12 protein-coding genes and 3 pseudogenes are annotated in these 19,115 nt (G+C 69.5%); 7 read left to right on the top strand and 8 right to left on the bottom strand.

Features of this window, described 5'->3' with window-relative positions; translation table 11 throughout:
- Nucleotides 1-157 precede the first annotated feature (157 nt).
- The 3 genes from ACH4F2_RS19670 to ACH4F2_RS19680 all read right to left on the bottom strand — a co-directional run bounded on the left by ACH4F2_RS19670 (nucleotide 158) and on the right by ACH4F2_RS19680 (nucleotide 7,330).
- On the bottom strand, nucleotides 158-2,353 hold the full coding sequence (locus tag ACH4F2_RS19670; RefSeq protein ID WP_398133982.1) for a discoidin domain-containing protein: 2,196 nt from the start codon (nucleotides 2,351-2,353) through the stop codon (nucleotides 158-160).
- A gap of 353 nt (nucleotides 2,354-2,706) precedes the next feature.
- A complete protein-coding gene (locus ACH4F2_RS19675) occupies nucleotides 2,707-4,458 on the bottom strand; it encodes a ThuA domain-containing protein (protein WP_398133983.1) in 1,752 nt (583 codons plus the stop codon).
- 16 nt (nucleotides 4,459-4,474) lie between these two features.
- Nucleotides 4,475-7,330, bottom strand: coding sequence for a PQQ-dependent sugar dehydrogenase (locus ACH4F2_RS19680; protein WP_398133984.1), 2,856 nt, complete (start codon nucleotides 7,328-7,330; stop codon nucleotides 4,475-4,477).
- A gap of 442 nt (nucleotides 7,331-7,772) precedes the next feature.
- Here ACH4F2_RS19680 and ACH4F2_RS19685 point away from each other — a divergent pair, with 442 nt between their 5' ends.
- Nucleotides 7,773-9,497: a discoidin domain-containing protein gene (locus tag ACH4F2_RS19685; protein ID WP_398134101.1), complete on the top strand. Its 1,725-nt coding sequence runs from the start codon at nucleotides 7,773-7,775 to the stop codon at nucleotides 9,495-9,497.
- A 208-nt stretch (nucleotides 9,498-9,705) separates the two neighbouring features.
- Nucleotides 9,706-9,801, top strand: a pseudogene (locus ACH4F2_RS19690) (RICIN domain-containing protein); the annotation flags it as partial.
- A 39-nt stretch (nucleotides 9,802-9,840) separates the two neighbouring features.
- Here the strand turns inward: ACH4F2_RS19690 and ACH4F2_RS19695 are convergent.
- Nucleotides 9,841-10,398, bottom strand: coding sequence for a TetR/AcrR family transcriptional regulator (locus ACH4F2_RS19695; RefSeq protein WP_398133985.1), 558 nt, complete (start codon nucleotides 10,396-10,398; stop codon nucleotides 9,841-9,843).
- A gap of 120 nt (nucleotides 10,399-10,518) precedes the next feature.
- On the opposite strand from ACH4F2_RS19695, the gene ACH4F2_RS19700 reads away from it, so the two are divergent.
- Both ACH4F2_RS19700 and ACH4F2_RS19705 read left to right on the top strand, forming a co-directional pair.
- Complete coding sequence (locus ACH4F2_RS19700; protein ID WP_398133986.1) at nucleotides 10,519-11,715, top strand: MFS transporter; 1,197 nt, start codon at nucleotides 10,519-10,521, stop codon at nucleotides 11,713-11,715.
- A 77-nt stretch (nucleotides 11,716-11,792) separates the two neighbouring features.
- The gene (locus ACH4F2_RS19705) at nucleotides 11,793-12,755 is read left to right on the top strand and encodes an LLM class flavin-dependent oxidoreductase (protein ID WP_398133987.1); all 963 of its coding nucleotides are present in this window, start codon (nucleotides 11,793-11,795) and stop codon (nucleotides 12,753-12,755) included.
- Nucleotides 12,756-12,956: 201 nt separating this feature from the next.
- On the opposite strand, the gene ACH4F2_RS19710 is transcribed toward ACH4F2_RS19705, so the two are convergent.
- From ACH4F2_RS19710 to ACH4F2_RS19720, 3 genes are all read right to left on the bottom strand, one after another.
- Entirely contained in the window at nucleotides 12,957-13,922 is a 966-nt protein-coding gene (locus ACH4F2_RS19710; protein ID WP_398133988.1) for a hypothetical protein, read from the bottom strand.
- A gap of 16 nt (nucleotides 13,923-13,938) precedes the next feature.
- Nucleotides 13,939-14,247 carry a hypothetical protein gene (locus ACH4F2_RS19715; RefSeq protein WP_398133989.1) on the bottom strand — a complete coding sequence of 103 codons (309 nt, stop codon included), beginning with the start codon at nucleotides 14,245-14,247 and terminating at the stop codon, nucleotides 13,939-13,941.
- Between the two features lie 338 nt (nucleotides 14,248-14,585).
- Nucleotides 14,586-16,244 (bottom strand): multicopper oxidase family protein, encoded by a 1,659-nt coding sequence (locus ACH4F2_RS19720; RefSeq protein ID WP_398133990.1) that lies wholly within the window; start codon nucleotides 16,242-16,244, stop codon nucleotides 14,586-14,588.
- Nucleotides 16,245-16,619: 375 nt separating this feature from the next.
- Between ACH4F2_RS19720 and ACH4F2_RS19725 the strand changes: the two are divergent.
- Nucleotides 16,620-17,132 (top strand): annotated as a pseudogene (locus ACH4F2_RS19725) (methyltransferase type 11); the annotation flags it as partial.
- Nucleotides 17,133-17,238: 106 nt separating this feature from the next.
- Here ACH4F2_RS19725 and ACH4F2_RS19730 read toward each other — a convergent pair.
- Nucleotides 17,239-17,832: a TetR family transcriptional regulator gene (locus ACH4F2_RS19730; RefSeq protein WP_398133991.1), complete on the bottom strand. Its 594-nt coding sequence runs from the start codon at nucleotides 17,830-17,832 to the stop codon at nucleotides 17,239-17,241.
- Between the two features lie 52 nt (nucleotides 17,833-17,884).
- Here ACH4F2_RS19730 and ACH4F2_RS19735 point away from each other — a divergent pair, with 52 nt between their 5' ends.
- Both ACH4F2_RS19735 and ACH4F2_RS19740 read left to right on the top strand, forming a co-directional pair.
- Nucleotides 17,885-18,790, top strand: a complete 906-nt coding sequence (locus ACH4F2_RS19735) for an SDR family NAD(P)-dependent oxidoreductase (RefSeq protein WP_398133992.1) — start codon at nucleotides 17,885-17,887, stop codon at nucleotides 18,788-18,790.
- Nucleotides 18,791-18,819: 29 nt separating this feature from the next.
- Nucleotides 18,820-19,114: pseudogene (locus ACH4F2_RS19740) on the top strand (hypothetical protein); the annotation flags it as partial.
- Nucleotide 19,115 lies beyond the last annotated feature (1 nt).

The following is a 19,115-nucleotide window of genomic DNA, read 5'->3' on the forward strand; positions in this document are numbered from 1 at the left end:
GGTCATATGGGGGGCGTTACGGGGGGACGGTCCCGGGCGCCCGGTGCGGGCACCTGGCCGCGGGGCCCCTCCGGGCCGGGGCGCGGTATGTCACCCGGGCCGGAGGGGAGTCGGTGCCGGCGCTGCCGGGTCATCCGGCAGCCGGCGGCAGGGGCTGTCAGGGGAAGGACACGAGAGTGGACGGCACGGTCGTGGTTCCCGCGGGTACCGTGGACGCTCCGGTGTCGTTGATGACGTGGTTGTAGTGACCCATACCGCCGAGGGACACCACCAGCAGACTGTGGAACTTGATTCCTGGCTTGACCGGGGTCTTGAAGCCGTGGTGCTGGCGGATGGACGGGTCCACGTTGTAGTTGCAGTAGCTGCCCAGGCCCCATGCTTCGTGGGTGTCGACGGAGTCGTCGACGCGGTAGGCGGCGTAGCCCTGGGTGTCGCCGTTCTGGATGGCCGCCTGGTTCGGGGCGTCGTACGCCTTCTCGTTCTGGTAGAAGATCGTCCGGCCGCGCTCGCCGTACCACTCGACGTCGTACTTGTTGAAGTGCTCGACGAACAGTCCCGTGGCCAGGACGTCGTCGCCGTTGACGCGGACGCCGTAGTCGGCGCGGTTGGTCTCCCAGCCCCAGCCCTCGCCGTGGTCGGCACGCCACACCCAGGTGTGGTCGATGATCGTGTCGTGGCTGTTGACGACCATGCTGGTGGTCGCCTTGCCCGCGCCCGCGCCGCCGATGCGGATGTAGACGTCCTGCACGGTGGTGGGGTTGGCCGCGTGGTCGGTGGACGCGCCCTGCGGGCCGACTTCCAGCAGGGTGGGGGAGTTGACCGGTCCGGCGTCGATGAGGAAGCCGGCGAGTCGCACGCCGTCGACGTCGGCGACCTTCATCGCGGTCACGCCGTTGTCGGGGATGATCGTGGCCAGACCGAGGCCCAGCACGACGGTGTTCGCCCGGTCGATGTCGATGGTCCGGTCGACGTGGTAGATGCCCGGGGTGAACAGCAGGTGCAGCCCTTGGTCGACGGCGGCGTTGATGGTCTCGGCGGTGGCGCCGGGCTTGACCACGTAGAACCGGTTCAGGGGGATCGACTCACCCTGCGGGGTGCCGCTCTCCCAGGTCGTGCCGCGCGCGTTGGTGCGCTTGGCCGGCGCGAACACCTTGTACTCGTTGCCGTCCAGGTAGAGGAACGGCTTCTCGCGGGAGATGGGGGTGGTGTCCAGGGTCGTGTAGCGGGGCTCGGGGAAGCCGGTCGCCGGGGCGCCCTGGACGCCGGAGAAGACCTGGTTCCAGACGCTGTTGGACCAGCCGCCGATGGAGCTGTCCCGGGTGTACCACTGCTGCTGCGAGTAGTTGCCGACCTGGCCGTCGATCTTCGAGTCGGCGATGTAGCCGCCGCTCGCCCAGCCGTAGCCGTTCGGCGCGAGGTTCAGCCCGCCCTTGACGTGCATACGCCGGAACGAGGCCGCCTGGGAGACCGCCCACCGGTTGGTCCCGTTCACCGGGTTCAGGGCCAGGTTCTCGGCTCCCCGCCAGAAGTTCTGGGTGGCGTTGCCGTTGAACCAGCCCGCGTCGACCGTCACGTCGCCGTTGATGGTGGTGTCGTCGGGCTTCAGGCCGAGGCCCGCGATCTGGGTGTAGAAGCCGATCTGCGCGTTGAGGTTGTTGTACGTGCCCGGCTTGAACAGGAACGCGTGCCGGCCGCTGCCGAACTGTGCCGACTCCTGCTGCCTGAAGACCGTGTCGAGCTTGCCCTGGATGTCGGGGGTCGACGGGTCGATGATGTGGACGTTCGGGCCGAGATCACCGCCGCCGGGCAGGGTGGGACCGCCGTCGCCCGTGGTGCCGAACACCTTGAACTCCCACAGCGAGTACCCGTACCCGGTCGCCCGGGCGGTGCCGAGCATCCGGACGTAGCGGGCCGTTTCGGAGACGTTCAGCGTCTCCGTGCCGCCGGCGCCCGTGGTGGTCGAGTACGCGGTGGACCAGTCCGTGCCGTTCTGGGAGGTCTCGATCCGGTAGGACTTGGCGTACGCGGCCTCCCAGCGCAGCTCGACCTGGCTGATCGTGGCCGTCGCGCCGAGGTCGACACGGAGCCACTGCGGGTCGGAGGCGGCGCTGGACCAACGGGTGCCGTTGTCACCGTCGACCGCCGCGGTCGCCGGCGTGCCGTAGTTCTCCTGACTGGAGGCGGTGACCGACTTGCCCTGGGACAGCAGTACGGGCGCGGCCTCGGCCTTCTGAGCGGGAGCGAAGGTGAGAAGGGCGGCGGCGAGAGCAGTGACCACCGCGCCGACGACTCCTCGGCGAACGGATCTGCGGGGTGGTGGGGGCACAACTGACGCTACGTCAGTTCTGGGCATGCGGAGTCTCCTTGGAAACGAGGTGGAAACGGGAGAGCGCTCTCCGGAACCTTGCCCGCAACGGCACGGGCGGTCAAGGGATCTGTCAGCACTTATCTTTCATCTTTCATTAAGTGACAGTTGAGCGCCCGGCCGACGACTGGACATATCTCCCGGCCGTCGGCTGCGGCCACGTCGCATCCGGCTCGTCGAGCAGGAGCCTGCCACCGGTGGTGTCGCGCATCGCGCGACGATCGCCGAAGTCAGGAAGCTTCCTGACCGGCACCCGCCGTGTGCCGCCGCCCAGGACAGCGGCACACAGCACTGCCCCGCCCTCCTTCACGGCGGGGCATCGCTTCACCGGTCGGTGTCTGTCAGGGCAGGGTCCACTTCTGGTTGGGTCCGCTGTGGCAGGTCCACAGGTGGACGGGGGTTCCGTCGTTCCAGGTTCCGCCGGACGCGTCCAGGCACTTGCCGGACTGCGGGTTGCGGACCGTGCCGTCGGACTGCGGCGCCCACTGCTGCGCGCCCGTGCCGTTGCACGTCCACAACTGGATCCGCGTACCGTCCGCGCCGCCCCCGCCGGAGACGTCGAGGCACTTGCCCAGCGCCTTCAGCGTGCCGTCGCCCGAGACCGTCCACGTCTGCGCGCCGGACCCGTTGCACGTCCACACCTGCACCCGCGCACCGTCGGCGGTGCCGGCACCGTCCACGTCCAGACACTTGGCGTTGACCCCCTTCACCGCACCCGAGCGAGGGCCCGGCCCCTGGGCCCCACCCTGCTTGACGCGGATGTCGCGGAAGGACACGTCGTCGCCGTCGCCGTGGTTCTGGATGCCGATGTGTCCCTGCGTGAGGCTGCGTGCCGGGTCGGTGTTGGTGAAGTCGTTGATCTTGCGTCCGTTGAGGAAGATCTCCAGCCGTTCGCCGGTGACGCGGAGTTCGTAGGTGTTCCACTCCCCCGGCGGATTGAGCGCGGCGTCGCGCGTGGCGATGTCGGCGGACTCGAACCCGTAGACGGCGCCCGTGGTGTGCTCGGCCGAGTCGGTGGCGTCGATCTGGATCTCGTAGCCGTTGTTCACTGCGGACCACGGGTCGTCGGAGGCGGGGAAGCCGATGAAGATCCCGGAGTTGTCGTCCCCGGCCGCCTTCCAGTCGAGCTTGAGGGAGTAGTCGCCGGTGAATTCCTTGGCGGAGTACCAGAGCATGCCCAGCCCGCCCACGGAGGTGAGGGTGCCGTCCGCGAGGGTGAAGCTCCCCGGACCGGCCTGCTTCCATCCGGTGGTGGACGAGCCGTCGAACAGGGACGTGTAGCCGGTCTCGGGACGGCAGTCGGCGTCGGTCATGCCCGCGGCCCAGCGGATGCCGCCGAGGAGGTGCCGGCGGAAGGCCGGCTCGGAGTAGGACTCGTCGGTGTGTCCGCCGCCGGTGTAGAAGGCCCGGCCGCCCTGGTAGTCCTTGCACCAGGCGATCGGATGGTCTCCGGACATGTTCCCGCCCGAGTAACTGGACTCGTCGAGCGAGGCCAGGACGCGGGCGCTGGTGCGCGGGTTGGTGCGGTAGTTGTACCACTCGTCGGTGCGCTGCCAGGTGCCGCCCAGGTGGGCGGTGGCGTCGTGCGCCCGGTCCTCCACCTGCACGGTGGCGGACTGGATGGCCGGGTGGGAGTGGAAGAGTGCCCCGGCAAGGCCTTCGTAGAAGGGCCAGTCGTATTCGGTGTCGGCGGCGGCGTGGATGCCGACGTATCCGCCGCCGCCCTGGACGTACTCCTCGAAGGCCGTCTGCTGGGTGGCGTTCAGCACGTCGCCCGTCGTCGACAGGAAGACGACCGCCTTGTACCGGGCGAGGTCGGCGGTTGTGAAGGCCTGGGCGTCCTCGGTCGCGTCGACGGTGAAGTTGTTCGCCGTGCCCAGGTCGCGCAGGGCCGCGATGCCGTCGTCGATCGAGGAGTGCCGGAAGCCGGCCGTCTTGGAGAAGACGAGGATCTCGTACGCCGGGTCGGCCACCGCGCGGGTCTCCGCGGTGACGGAAGGGCTCCCCGCTGCGGGCAGGGCCGCGGCCTGCGGGGCCAGACAGAGCGCGGCGCCGGCGAACAGGCCGAGGGCCGCTTTGAGAGGTGTGCGCATGACGGTCGCCTCCTTTCTACGGCAGGGTCCATTTCTGGTTGGGTCCGGTGGTGCAGGTCCACAGGTGGACGGGGGTTCCGTCGTTCCAGGTTCCGCCGGACGCGTCCAGGCACTTGCCGGACTGCGGGTTGCGGACCGTGCCGTCGGACTGCTGCGCCCACTGCTGCGCGCCCGTGCCGTTGCACGTCCACAACTGGATCCGCGTACCGTCCGCGCCGCCCCCGCCGGAGACGTCGAGGCACTTGCCCAGCGCCTTCAGCGTGCCGTCGCCCGAGACCGTCCACGTCTGCGCGCCGGACCCGTTGCACGTCCACACCTGCACCCGCGTACCGTCGGCGGTGCCGGCACCGTCCACGTCCAGACACTTGGCGTTGACCCCCTTCACCGCACCCGAGCGGTTACCGCCGCCGGAGGTGGTGAAGGAGAAGTCGTCGACATCGAACAGCGAGCCGCTGCCGCCCTTGAAGACGAGGTAGAGGGACGTCGTTCCGGTCGGCCGGCCTGCGAGCGGGGCGGTCACGTCCTGGAAGGTCTCCCAGCCGCCGGTCACCGGCACGGTCGCCGCACCGAGCAGGGTGCCGGTGGGCGATCCGGCGCGCACCTCGAGGGTGCCTCCCGCGCCCGCCGAGGAGACCCGGGCGGTGAACGTCGTCGCGTTGCCGAGGGCGTACGGCGTGAAGGAGATCCAGTCACCGTTCTCGATGTGGCCGACGGTCCTGCCACCGTGTGCGGGGCCGTGGGAGACGACCTGGACGCCCGAGGAGGCCCCGTGGTGTTCGGCCTGGCGGTGGGTGGGCTGGGTGACGTGCTGGTCGTGCGTGGTCAGCGCCGGCTGGCCGTTCGCGCCGTTGTCGGTGTACTCGGCGTCGATCACGCCGAAGATGTTGGCGTTGGGGTCGTGCTCGCCGTCGGCCAGGGTCCGGAGGGTGCCGGTGCAGCCGGTGGCCGAGGTCTGCGGGTGGCCGTGGCTGTCGTGGCCGATGATGAAGGTGACCTTCACCCTGGAGCAGTCGATCGTGCCGTCCTCGGCGTCGGTGACCGTCACCTTGAAGGGGATGGCGGCGCCGAAGTCGTAGATCGCTCCGTCCACGGGCAGGTCCAGCGTGACCGTCGGGGCGGTGTTGCCGACGGTGATGTGCGCGGAAGCCGTCGCGGATTTGCCGGTCGAGTCCGTGACCTTCAGGGTGGCGGCGTACTGGCCGTCGGCGGTGTAGGTGTGGGAGGGGTTGGCGGCGGTCGAGGTGGCGCCGTCACCGAAGGTCCACGCGTACGTGAGAGCGTCGCCGTCGGGGTCGGAGGTCCCGGCCGAGGAGAAGGAGACGGCCAGGGGCGCCTTGCCGGAGGTGACGTCGGCCTTGGCCTGCGCGGTCGGGGCGCGACCGCCGGTGACGTGCTCGATGCGGTACAGGGCGGAGTTCTCGTCGCCGCTGAAGTAGCCGGTGCCGTAGTCGAGGACGTAGAGGGCGCCGTCCGGGCCGAAGGCCATGTCCATCACCTGGGTACCGCTCCAGGGGAAGGGGTTGACGGCCTGCACGGTGCCGTCGCCGCCGGCCTCGATCCGCTTGATCCAGCGGCGGCCGAATTCGCCGGCGAAGAAGTCGCCGTCGTACTCCTCGGGGAACTTCACGTCGGAGGTCGAGGCGGCGTCGTAACGGTAGACCGGGCCGCCCATCGGGGACTCGGAGCCGTTGCCGAACTCGGGCACGGAGCCGCCGTCGTAGGGAATCCAGGCGGGCTGGGCGGGAGGCAGGTCGGTCAGGCCGGTGTTGTGCGGTGAATCGTTCCTGGGGGCCGCGCAGTTGAACGCAGGTCCCGATGCTCCGGTGGCGAAGTCGTAGGCGACGTAGGCGTCGTTGTCACCGGTGCAGTACGGCCAGCCGTAGTTGCCCGCCTTGGTGATCCGGTTGAACTCCACCTGTCCGGCGGGGCCGCGTGAGGGGTCGGCGGTGCCGGAGTCGGGTCCGTAGTCGCCGAGGTGGACGATGCCCGTTGCCTTGTCGACGCTCATCCGGAAGGGGTTGCGGAAGCCCATCGCGTAGATCTCGGGGCGGGTCTTCGCGGTGCCGGGCGGGAAGAGGTTGCCGCTCGGGATCGAGTACGAGCCATCGGCGGCGACTTTGATCCGCAGGACTTTGCCGCGCAGGTCGTCGGTGTTGCCCGAGGAACGCTGGGCGTCGTAAGCGGGGTTGCGGTTCGCACGCTCGTCGGTCGGGGTGAAGCCGTCCGAGGCGAACGGGTTGGTGTCGTCGCCGGTGGACAGGTACAGGTTTCCGGCCGCGTCGAAGTCGATGTCGCCGCCGACGTGGCAGCACGTGCCCCGTGAGGCGGGCACGTCGAGGATCTTCTTCTCGCCGGCGAGGTCCAGGGTGCCGTCGGTCCTCAGGACGAACCGGGACAGCCGGTTGACCCCGTCGAAGGGGGCGAAGTCGGCGGGGGTGCCGTCGGCCGGGACGTCACCGACGGGCGTGCTCAGCTCGGGGGCGTAGTAGAGGTAGACGTGCCGGTTGGACGAGAAGCCGGGATCCACGGCGACGCCTTGCAGACCCTCCTCGTCGTGGCTGTAGACGTCGAGCCTGCCCGCGACGGTGGTCGTCCCCGCCGCGTTCGTCAGCCGGACGGTGCCGTCCCGCGAGGTGTGCAGGACCGAGCGGTCCGGCAGCACCGCCAGCGTCATGGGCTCGCCCGTCTCGGCCACGCCCTTGGCGAGCGTGACCTGCTGGAACTCCCCGGCCGCGGCCGGTTCGGCAGCTGCGTGCTCAGGACCCTGGTGATGGGCGGTGGCCGGGGACACGGGCAGCAGGCAGCCGACGGCACAGGCCGCGGCGGTCAGTAGGTATCGGACACGTCTGTGTCTGAGCGGTTTCGTGCGCACAGAGGTCTCCCATGAGTGGGGTGGGATGACGACAGGCCTCACCGGACTGCCACGAGATGCACAGGCGCGCGTCGTCGCGCCGTCGACCGGTCACGCTCCATGACCGGTTCATTTCAAGGAAGCTAGCGAGCTTTCCTGAACTCCGTAACCCGTTCCGCACAAGATTCCAGCACTTCTTCCACTGACGGGACAAAGCATGCCGGCGAACCTCCTGGTCACCCGCACGCCAGGGGCTGCCTACCGGTCGGCATGATGAGCCCGGCGGACGGAACTGCGCCCTCCCGAAGCGAGTTGATGGGCCATCAGGTGCGCATCACCTGTTTTCTCAAGGCAAACGTAAACCCTTGACACCCTCCTCCGGCAGCAGCAGGCTCCCCCTCCAGAGAGCGCTCCCCACCCCTCTCGCCCCACTCGATTGCTTCAAGGAGCCGCCGTGAGTCCGATGCGCCGCCGCATGGGCCTGTTCATAGCCCTCGCGGTCATCCTGCTGTCGTTCGCCGGCCTTCCGGGCCCCCCGCCCGCCCACGCCGCCGACACCCTGCTCTCCCGGGGCAGGCCAGTGACGGTCTCGTCCACGCAGGACCCGTTCGTCGGTGCCGACGCCGTCGACGGCGACCCGGGCACTCGCTGGTCCAGTTCCTTCGCCGACCCCCAGTGGATCCAGGTCGACCTGGGCGCTTCCGCCGAGATCAGCGAGGTCGCCCTGAACTGGGAAGCCGCCTACGCCAAGGCGTTCCAGATCCAGGTGTCCGCCGACGCCCGTACCTGGTCCACGGTCCACGAGACCACCGCGGGCACCGGTGGCGATCAGCGGCTGACCGTCTCGGGAACCGGCCGGTACGTCCGCCTGTACGGCACCGAGCGGGCCACCCAGTACGGCTACTCGCTGTGGGAGTTCCAGGTGTACGGCACCAAGGACACCGGCGGGGACCCGGATCCCGCTCCCGGTGAGAAGCTCCTGTCCTACGGCAGGGCCGGCGCGGCGTCCAGCTCGCAGAACGACGGTCACTGCTGGGAGTGCACCCCGGCCCGCGCCTTCGACCGCGACCCCGCCACCCGCTGGGCGACCAGCCCGGCCAACGGCTGGACCGACCCTGGCTGGATCTCCGTCGATCTGGGCGCGACAGCGCAGATCAGCAGGGTGGTGCTCCAGTGGGACCCGGCCCACGCCAAGGCGTTCCAGATCCAGGTCTCACCCGACAACACGAACTGGACCCCGATCCACTCGACCACGGCCGCCACCGGATTCAAGCAGACCCTGACCGTGTCCGGCACCGGCCGGTACGTCCGCCTGTACGGCACCGAGCGGGCCACCCAGTACGGCTACTCGCTGTGGGAGTTCCAGGTGTACGGCACCGGCGGAGACCCGATCACCCCGCCTCCGCTGCCCTCCGACCCCGCGGACCCGCCCCGGATCGTCTGGCAGGACGAGTTCGACTCCCCGGCGGGCACCAAGCCCGACCCGGCCAAATGGAGCGCGGACCCCGGCACCGGCAACAACAACGAGCTGCAGTACTACACGAACAACGACAACGTGAGCATGGACGGCGCGGGGCACCTCGTCATCGAGGCACGCAAGCAGGCCACCCCCGGCACCTCGTGCCCGGCCGACCCGCTCACCGGGAGCGGCACCTGCCAGTACACATCGGCCCGGATCAACACCGGGAACAAGTTCGAGTTCACGTACGGCCGGGTCGAGGCACGGATCAAGGTGCCCAAGGGCAACGGCCTGTGGCCCGCCTTCTGGATGATGGGCGCCGACTTCCTCGACGGCCGTCCGTGGCCGTACAACGGCGAGGTCGACATCATGGAAGTCCTCGGAAAGGACGTGAAGACCTCGTACTCCACCGTCCACGCGCCGGCGTACAACGGCGGCGGCGGGATCGGTGGTCCCTACAGACTTCCGGGAGACGCCGACTACTCGGACGACTTCCACGTCTGGGCCGCACACTGGGACAGCAAGGGCATCGTGTACAGCATCGACGGCCGCACCGTCCTCACGCTCGACAAGGCCCAGATCGAACAGACCCGCGGTCCATGGGTCTTCGACCACCCCTTCTACCTGATCCTCAACCTCGCGGTCGGCGGCGACTGGCCCGGGCCTCCCGACGCCTCGACCCCGTTCCCGGCGAAGATGGTGGTGGACTACGTGCGGGTCCACCAGTGACACGTCGTCCATCATGACCGTCACCGGACGGCCCCCGACGGCGGTCACGGGCCCGCCGTCGGGGGGCAGTGAACCATGTGGCCGGGATCGCCGGTCCCGGCCACTGCGCATCTCGGGGGTGACGACACCTGCCCCGAGTACGAGGTGCACGCGACCTCCGTGTGGAACTGCGGCCTCACTCCGTCACCCCGGCATCACCGCCGAAGCCCGGCGCAGCGGCAAGGTCCTCGCGGTCGCCGGCACGTCGACCGCCGGCAGCGCGCCGGTCGTCCAGTTCGCCGACAGTGGCACTGACGACCACCTGTCGCCATCGGCCGCTTGCCTCTCGAGGTTCCTGCCCGGTTCAGCGGTGCCGGTCGACGACGGCGTCGACGACGGCGGCCACTTCCGCGCGGTCGGTGGGCCGGAGGTCGACGGAGTTGTGGATGGAGAGTCCTTCGATCAGGGCGTCGAGGGCCCGGGCGGTGAGCGGGTCGAAGTGTCTGGCCAGCGAGTCCCGGCTGGCCTGCATCCAGGACCGCATGACGGTCCGCACCTCGGGGTGGCGAGTGGCGAACGCGTAGAGCTCGTAGCTGAGCAGGAGATTGTGGTCGGTTCCCCAGACCTTGCCGCAGATGATCTCGACGACCGCCTCCTGCGCCTCCTTGGGTGACTGCGCGGCCTCCAGGAGGGCGCCGTAGCGCGTGGAGACGGACTCCGCGTGCCGGGTGAAGGCGTCGGTGAGCAGGTGCTGCATGTCGTCGAAGTAGTAGGTGAGGGAGCCGAGCGGTACCCCGGCCGCGTCGGCGATCCTGCGGAAGGTCACTTTGATGGCGCCGTGCTCGGCGATGACGTCGAGCGCGGCGTCGAGGATGCGTTCGCGGCGCCGGGGGTCGTTGGGGCCGCGGGTGCTGCCTGTCATCGCCGTTGTCTGCCTTGTCTTCTCGAACATCCACCCGGTGTGTACATTTGTGCATACTCGGTGGGTGCGCGGACTCGTTGCCTGCCTGTCCATTCTGTCGAATGCCAGCGGAGCCCCTCCTTGATAGACCGCGCCGTGCGCCGACGCCGTCGTGCGCTGTTCCTGTTCTTCTTCCTCAACGGCATCGCGATGTCCTCCTGGGTGACGCGCACACCGGACATCCGCGATCACCTCGGAGTGTCCACCGCGCAGATGGGGCTGGTGCTCTTCGGCCTGTCGGTCGGCTCCATGGCCGGCATCCTGTGCTCCGGCCGCTTCGTGTCGAGGTTCGGCACCAGGCCCGTAACGGCAGGCGCCACCCTGCTGGTCGTCGCGAGCGTGGCCGTCATCGGGGTCGGCAGCGCCCTCGCCTCCGCGCCTCTGGTCACCGCGGGACTGTGTGTGTTCGGCACGGGGATCGGATCGGGTGAGGTAGCCATCAACGTGGACGGCGCCGACGTGGAACGACTCACCGGCACGCCGGTTCTGCCCACGCTGCACGGATGCTTCAGTCTGGGCACCGTCATCGGCGGCCTGGCCGGCATGGCGGCCACCGCCGCGTCGTTCCCCGCCCACTGGCACCTGGCGGCAGTGGCCGTGGTGACGGCCGCGATCTTCGCGTACGCCATCGGCGCCGTCCCCGCCAGGATCGGAATCCGCGCCGCACCGCCCGCCTCCGAGGGGGCACAGCCTTCGAGGCCGCAGGTGTGGAGGGACCGCAGACTTCTGCTGATCGGGGCCATCGTCCTGGCCATGGCTCTCGCCGAGGGGGCCGCCAACGACTGGCTGCCGCTGCTCATGGTCGACGGCCACGGGCTCGGCGCCGCGGCCGGCTCACTCGTCTACGTGGGGTTCGCCGCGGCGATGACCCTGGGGCGCTTCAGCGGCACGTTCTTCCTCAACCGTTACGGCCGTGCGGCCGTTGTGCGGGCCAGCGCGATCTCCGGAGCCGTCGGCCTGACCCTGGTCATCTTCTCCGACAGCGCCGCCGTGGCCGCTGCCGCCGTCCTGTTCTGGGGACTCGGCGCGTCCCTGGGCTTCCCGGTGGCCTTGTCCGCCGCGGGGGATTCGGGGCCCGACGAGACCGCCCGCGTCAGTCTCGTGGCAACGATCGGTTACGTCGCCTTCCTGGTGGGGCCGCCCGCTCTCGGCTTCCTGGGCGATCACTACGGACTGCGTCCGGCGATGGTGGTGGTGCTGGCGTTCGTCGCCACAGCCGTCTTCATGGCCCCTGCCGCCGGTCCCCGCACCCGTGTCCCTGACTCCGTGGGCGTCTGAACCGTCTCCGGCGCCCCGCCCCCGGGCTCATGTCCGACACGGCCCACTCGGTACTCAGTGAGATCCGGAGATCATCCATGAAGCACGCACACGGCAAGATCGGCGTCCTCCTCCCCCGCGACCTCCGTCCCACCGACGTCATCGCCTTCGCGCGCGAAGCAGACGCCCACGGCTTCGACGAGCTGTGGGTCGTCGAAGACCTCGGCTACCGCGGGGGACTCGCGCAGGCCGCCACCGTGCTGGCCCACACCCACCGCATCCGAGTCGGCGTCGGACTACTGCCCGCCGCCGCCCGCAATGTCGCCTTCACCGCGATGGAAACCGCCACACTCGCCCAGCTCCACCCCGGTCGCATCGACGTCGCCATCGGCCACGGCATGCCCGACTGGATGCGCAGCGTCGGCATCTGGCCCCGGAGTCCTCTGACTCTGCTGCGCGAGTACATCCACACGCTCAGGACCCTGCTGGCCGGCCGACCGGCAGACCTCGACGGCCACTACGTCCGGCTCGACGGACTGCGCCTGGACCAGTCCGCACTCCCCCACCACGCCCCCGACATCTTCGCCGGCGTCCGCGGCCCCAAGTCCCTTGCCGTCTCCGGCGAAGTGGCCGACGGGACCCTCCTCGCGGAACCTGTCGCACCCGAGTACGCGCGCCAGGCCCTCAGGTCCATCAGCCCGCAACGACCCCACCGGCTCACCGCCTACAACGTCGCTGTCGTCGACGACGACCCCGACGCGGCCATCACCGCCGCCCGTCCCGCCCTCCAAGCCCTGGGCGACCCCGACTGGAAACCCCACCTCACCCCCCTCGGCTTCCAGCCCGAACTCGCCGAGCTGCGCCGCACCTGCGCAAGCCCGCAGGAGTTCGCACAGTCAATGCCCCGGGAGTGGGTCGGCCGGCTGGCCTTGGCAGGCACGCCCGAGCAGGTCCGCGCCCGTATCCAGCACCTCTTCGAGGCAGGCGTCACCAGCGCTGTCCTCGCCCCGGTCGGACCCGACTACCGGTCCGCGCTGGAAGCCCTGGCCACGCTCCTGTGACCGGCATACCGCACGACACGCCACTGCGGCCGACACCCCTCCCGGACAGTCTTCGGACGAGCAGTGTCGGCATCGCCCCATGAACCCGTCGTGGAATCGCCGAGTCACGGCACCAGGAAGGACCTTGTGGCCAGCCCGCGTCGGCCGACCGAGCGACTCGGCCCTCTCCTTCAGGAGGCGGCCTTCGCCCGTCTGAGGCACTCACCTCTCCAGCCGAATGGCAACCTCGGGCCGGGCGTGGGACTCGGCGACGCGGATGCGCGTGCGGACGAGTGCCCGCACCATCGCCGCGCCTGCCACGACACCGCAGAGATGCAGCACCACCGCGACGGTGGGGTTCTCCGGCGGCGTGACATCGGCCGGTTCCGTCACCGCTACATACAGCATGAGGGGCACCTTCCAGGCGCTCCATGCGAACAGTGAGCCCGATCCGACCCACCCGAACACCATCGGGAGCCAGCGCGGCACCCCGGCAGGACGCGCCCGGGCGACCGTCCAGACGGCGGCGGATCCGACGAACGCCCAGAACCCCCATACAGCGGCCAGCACGTACCCCTCGGTGTTCCGCTCGCCCGGGTGGTGGATTCCCAGGGTGCCTCCGGCCGCCCAGTAGAGCCAGGCCAGGCCGACCGCGGCACCGGCGACAGCCGCCCACGGCGGCGCCGTACGCGGACCGTCACCGACGCGCCCGATGAACGCATGCGGCCAGCGGCGTCGCAGATACGCCGGGACGGCGAGAGCCAGCCCCAGCCCCGTCCCCACGAAGCTGAACTGGACGAGTACGCCCTCCCAGACCGGCATGGCCGGGTCGTCACCGGCGCTGTCCTGCGAGTCACCGCCCACGCCCAGGAGCGCACTGAAGAGAACGAACGGCAGTATCGAGACGAGAAACCCCGACCCCACCCAGGAACAGAACGCGACGAGTGGCCCCGGTATCCGCATCCCCCATGGCCGCACCAGTGCGAGCGCCAGAGCGATCCCGATCACCGCCATACCGACCGTGACGGTGTTGAGTACCACCCATTCCGCCAAGCTGAACCCATTGCCGACCGGCAGCACCCCCACGAGGGAGCCGGCCACCCACGAGACTTTGATGAGCAAGTACGGCGACAGCGCCAGAGCCGCCCCGTACGCTGCGTTCCGCCCGATCCGATCCCAGCGTTCCACCCGGACTCCCCTTCCATCAGCAGGAATCCCAGCCTCCGGCCTTACCCGCCCCGATACGTCCCACGCCGGACGTATCCGTCTCCCCCATCCGGGGGAGCAGGCCGTCGACGCCTGGTGCACGGCCAGGCCGGTGATGTAGACCGTCGGCTGCTCGTGGCCGGGCAGGAGACCGATGAGCAGGGCGGCACCACCCGTGGTTGATGCCCACCGCCCACAGGGTGTCCTCGGAGCGCGCGAGTACATCTGCGATCAGCTCCAGCAGGGCCGGTTCGTCGTTGGAGACTCGGCGTGAAAGGAGGTGTTCGCCGCGCTCGTTGACCACCACGCAGTGGTGGTGTTCCTTGCCGGTGTCCAGGCCGGCTCAGACCTGGGGCACGGTCGCCCCCGCCTGCTCGTCGTCACACATCGATCCCGCAGACGACCTCGCCGACATTGTCCTACAGAGCGATCGAGTCGCGTATCCCAATCAGCGGTCGAGTCGTCGTGGGGCTCCGGGCGGCCAAGTTCTTTGAGCCATCCAACGGCGACAAGCTCACAGCCATACCCAGAACCCCAGGGTCCGCCGATCTTACGAAATGACCGGGGCGAACCGCCCCGGGTTCGGTAGAGATCTCACCCAACCCGGGGCGGTTCGCATCATCGTGCCGCTCGCTCAGGGACGCCTTACCCGTGGTACGCGAGGGTTGTCATCATCCCGGACTCCGAATGGTAAATGTTGTGGCAGTGCAGCATCCACAATCCGGGGTTCTCCGCGTCGAAGTCCGCCACCAGTTCGTCGTGGGGCAGCACGATCGACGTGTCCTTGCGGGCGCCGTTCGAGTCCAGGCCGGCGAGCGAGAACGTGTGGCCGTGCAGATGCACGGGGTGCCACATGTGGGTGGCGTTGGTGATGACCAGCCGCACCCTCTCACCCCGCCCGATCCCCTGCAGCGTGTCCGGGTCATAGGGCTTGTGATCGATCCCCCAGTCGTACTCCTCCATGCCACCGGTCAGCTTCAGCCTGAGCAGGCGGTCGTAGCCGCGTCGGGGCATCGCGACCGACTCGTCCGGCCGCAGCCGGCGGGCGGACGCCAGCACCTCACGGTCCAGCTCCACCGGATACGCGGACGGCTTGGGGATCGCTCCGGCGCCCGTGCGCAGGACGGCCATGGCCCGGCCCCGCTTGCCCTCGGCGAGCGCGACGAGCGGGAAGACCCCGGACTGCGCGGTGATCAGCACGTCGTACCGCTCGGCCATGCCGATGACCAGGGCGTCGGTCCGGTAGGGCTGCACCGGGAAGCCGTCGCTGTGGGTGACGGTCATCCGGTGCCCGCCGAGAGCCACCCGGAAGGCCGATTCCCCGCCGGCGTTGATGATGCGCAGCCTGATCCGGTCGCCGGGCTTGGCCCTGAATTGCGTGGGGTCGTCCGCCGTGCGCCCGTTGATCAGGTAATAGGGGTAGGCGACGTCCCCCGCGTGGCCGCCGAGCAGCATGCTGGTGGCGCCCGACATCAGTCGCCTGGGCCCCTTCCGGCGGTACGGCGACGGTTCCCGTCCGGGTCCCTTCCCGTCGCCCCTTCTCTCGGACGCGGCGTCCGCCAACGCCCCGCCGCCGGCCCCCATGGGTCCCTCCGGCCTGCTGCCGTGGCCCACCGGCGGCTTGCCCTTGCGGAGTTGGGAGAGAACGTCGTCGGGCGTGGAGCCGTCCACGCCGTCGATCCAGTCGTCCAGCATGACGATCCACTCGTGGTCGTACCTGAGTGGTTCTCTCGGGTCGTCGACGATCAGCGGCGCGTACATACCGCGGTCGTTCTGCACGCCCATGTGAGGGTGGAACCAGTAGGTGCCGGGGTGCGGCGCGGTGAAGCGGTAGTCGAACGTCTCGCCTGGTTCGACCGGCGACTGGGTCACCCCGGGCACGCCGTCCATGTCGTTGCGCAGCGCGATGCCGTGCCAGTGCACGGTCGTTGCCTCAGGCAGCTGGTTGGCCAGGGTCAGCGCCAGGGTGTCGCCCGCGGTGACCCGCACCTCCCGGCCCGGCAGCAGTCCCTCGTACGTCCATGATCTGAAGGTGCGTCCGGCGCCCAGTTCGACCGGCGTCAGGGCGGCCCTGAGGATGTGCTTGCGGTCCGGTTCGGCGGGGGCCGGATGTGTCTCGTCGACCCCCCTGCCGTTCGGCGTGGATCCGGCGGGGGTGTCCGGCGCGGGCGCGCCGGGATTGCCGCGGTCACGCGAGCGGGCGGAGGAGCAGGCGGCGAGCAGCCCGGAACCCGCGGCCGCGATCCCGGCGCCGAGTACGGCGCGACGCGTGGGAGAGATCTGACTGGTGTGGTCCGTGCGCATGACTGGGTGCACCTCACTGGTGGGGGAAGACAGGTGAAAGCGTGGGTCTGCCGGCACCGCCCGGAGGGGACCGGACGGCCGGCGACACTCCTCCCGAACAGGTGCCAACAGAGCGATGAGCACGATCCGACAGACGGCGGAATCGACTGTTCCGGATATCGGCGCGCTTCCCTCACCGATGCCCGGAACGCCGCTCAGAGTGGCCGTGCGGATATCCCGACCGGCAGGGCACCGGACGGCGCGTGCCGTCCGTGCAGACCGCGCCCACGTTCGACCCCCGGGTCGGTAATCACATGAGCACACTATCCCAACAGGATATAAATTCGGGACATATAGCGATTATCGGCGCGATCGTGTGGTCGGTCCGCCCTCCCCCTCGACCAGCTGCCCGGCGCCCGTGGCCTGGGGCTGGACACATCGGTGCGCGCGCTGCGCTCGGCAGCCCGCGCCCACGACCGCGCCGCCGCGGTCACCTGGGATGCCTTCCGTCACTTCCCGCTGGTCGACGGGGCGACCGATGTCGTGCTGGACGTGTTCGCCCCACGCGACCCGGCCGAGTCCCGCCGCGTACTGCGCCCGACCGGTCGGCTGATCGTGGTCCGGCCCACCGGGCGGCACCTGGCCGAGCTGCGTGGCCAGGTGCCTGCGATGGCCACGATCGACCCGGCCAAGGAACAACGTCTGCACCGGGCGCTCAACCCCTTCTTCGAGGCCGTCGTCACTGAACAGGTGGAGTACTCCGCGTCCTTGAGCAGGCTGGACGTCCTGGACCTGGTGGCAATGACACCGAGCGCACGACACGTGAGTCGTGCAGACATGAACGACGGCGGCCTCCTGCCTGATCAGGTCACTGTCTCCGCGCTGGCCACCGCCTACCAGCCTCGGTGACCACGAGCGGGCGCATACACCTGCTGACCGATGAGCAATGGGCACGCCCGGCGCCCTGCCTTCCCCGCGCTGCGGGAGGGCAGGACGTCGGTGACGGGGAGGCGGGTCACACCTGCCGCTGGCTGGGATCAACGTGGACCTGATTGAACCCCTGGTCCAGCAGGGCTGGGCGGTCCGCGTTCCCGTCCGATCGAGCCCACTGGCTGGATACAGCGTCGAGCACAGCCGTGGCGGCGTTGGTGAGCAGATCCGCGGTGTACGGGTCGAGGTCGGTCCCTGGCCGATCTTGGAGCGCGTCGCTGACTCGCCTGCGCCATTCGGTTCTGCGTTGGTGGAGTCGCCCGGCCAGTGCGGGCGTTGCCTCGATCAGGCGGATGGTTGCGAGCGCCTGCTCACTGGCGTGAATCTCTTCCTGCCAAGCCCGCAGGACCTGATGCAGGCACTCCCACGGCCCTTCGCCCGCTGGTCGCATTGCGATGTCGGCGACGACGCTCTCTCCAGTGAAGTCGATGCCGTCGAAGACAACGTCTTCCTTGGTCGGGAAGTAACGGAAGAAGCTGCGCTTGGTCATGCCGGCTGCTCGGGCGATGTCCTCGACGGTCGTCTCGTCGAAGCCCTGGCGGGCGAACAGGTCGATGGCCACCTTGGCGAGCTCCGCCCGCACTGCTCGGCGGGTGCGTTCGCGCAGTCCCTCTTTCATACACCCAGTCTACTTTGCATCATTCGATGACTATCATGTCACCAAGTGTCAGATGGCGAATGGGGTGGTGTCAGTGGAGGGCAAGACCGTCCTGGTGACCGGCAGCACGGGTGGCATCGGCAAGGAGACCGCACGGCAGTTGACCGCGCTCGGCGCGAGCGTGATCCTCGTCGGACGGGACAAGTGCCGCGCCGACGCTGCCGTGGCGGATCTTCGTCACACCAGCGGGAACGACGACGTCACGGCGATCACGGCCGACATGTCCCGGCTGCGCGACGTCCGTCGCCTCGCCCAGGAGGCCGGCGGCCGGGCCGGCGGCGTGGTGGACGTGCTGATCAACAACGCCGGAGCGACCCGATCCCACCGCGAGGTGACCGAGGACGGCATCGAGACCGCGTTCGCGGTCAACGTGGTCGCGCCGTTCTGCCTCACCCACTGGCTGATGCCGGCCCTGACCGCGTCCGGGCAGGCCCGGGTCATCAACATCACCGGCGGCATCCCCCGGGGGCAGATCGACCTCAACAACCTGCAGGGCGAGAAGTCCTATATCGGGCTGTCGTTCTACAACCAGACCAAGCTCGCGCAGATGGCGATGAGCTACCGCTTCGCCCAGGAACTGGCGGCCACACCGGTAACGCTGAACGTCGCCTACCCCGGACACGCCTACACCTCGATGAACAAGAACCTCACCGTCGGCACCTATCCGCCATTGGCTCGCCCGATCGTCCCGTTGCTGCGGCTGGCGATGCCCGTCGTCTACGGCCGCCGGGCGCTGCTGAGGGCCACGCGCTCCAGCGTGTACCTCGCCTCCAGCCCTGAGGAGCGCACAACGAACGGCGCCTACTTCAACAGCAAGGCCAAGCGGACCCCGTGGCCCGATGCCGTCCTGGACGACACCACCCGCAACACCATCTGGGAGCTGTGCGAGATGCAGCGCGACCGTCCGACCACGGCGTAACGCTGTCACCGACGAGAATGGATGTGCTCATGGTGCATCGCAACGCCCCGCTGAGCCCCGAGAGGCGGCGCCGCCTGATCGCTCGGTGTCGGACCCGACCGATCGCTCACGTAGCAGCCGAGATGGGAAACTCGCGTGGGCCGACGACGGTTCATCGACCTCAGCGGCGGCATCAACCGCAGACCCGGCAAGATCATTGCCCGCTGGCCCGTCGCACGTGGTCCACCCGTGAAGAAGGTGGGCCGGATCCCCGACGGCGGAGGCCGGCGGATCCACGGCCGAAACAGCGACCAGGCCAAGGCGACGACGCGGGCGAACCCCGCGA

The organism is Streptomyces sp. NPDC017890 (assembly GCF_044328675.1).
Lineage (GTDB): Bacteria > Actinomycetota > Actinomycetes > Streptomycetales > Streptomycetaceae > Streptomyces.

Excerpts from the sequence above, each read along its gene's own strand:
- ACH4F2_RS19670 (WP_398133982.1), bottom strand. The coding sequence starts at position 2,353 with ATGCCCAGAACTGACGTAGCGTCAGTTGTGCCCCCACCACCCCGCAGA.
- ACH4F2_RS19675 (WP_398133983.1), bottom strand. The coding sequence starts at position 4,458 with ATGCGCACACCTCTCAAAGCGGCCCTCGGCCTGTTCGCCGGCGCCGCG.
- ACH4F2_RS19685 (WP_398134101.1), top strand. The coding sequence starts at position 7,773 with ATGCGCCGCCGCATGGGCCTGTTCATAGCCCTCGCGGTCATCCTGCTG.
- ACH4F2_RS19695 (WP_398133985.1), bottom strand. The coding sequence starts at position 10,398 with ATGACAGGCAGCACCCGCGGCCCCAACGACCCCCGGCGCCGCGAACGC.
- ACH4F2_RS19705 (WP_398133987.1), top strand. The coding sequence starts at position 11,793 with ATGAAGCACGCACACGGCAAGATCGGCGTCCTCCTCCCCCGCGACCTC.
- ACH4F2_RS19720 (WP_398133990.1), bottom strand. The coding sequence starts at position 16,244 with ATGCGCACGGACCACACCAGTCAGATCTCTCCCACGCGTCGCGCCGTA.
- ACH4F2_RS19730 (WP_398133991.1), bottom strand. The coding sequence starts at position 17,832 with ATGAAAGAGGGACTGCGCGAACGCACCCGCCGAGCAGTGCGGGCGGAG.
- ACH4F2_RS19735 (WP_398133992.1), top strand. The coding sequence starts at position 17,885 with ATGGCGAATGGGGTGGTGTCAGTGGAGGGCAAGACCGTCCTGGTGACC.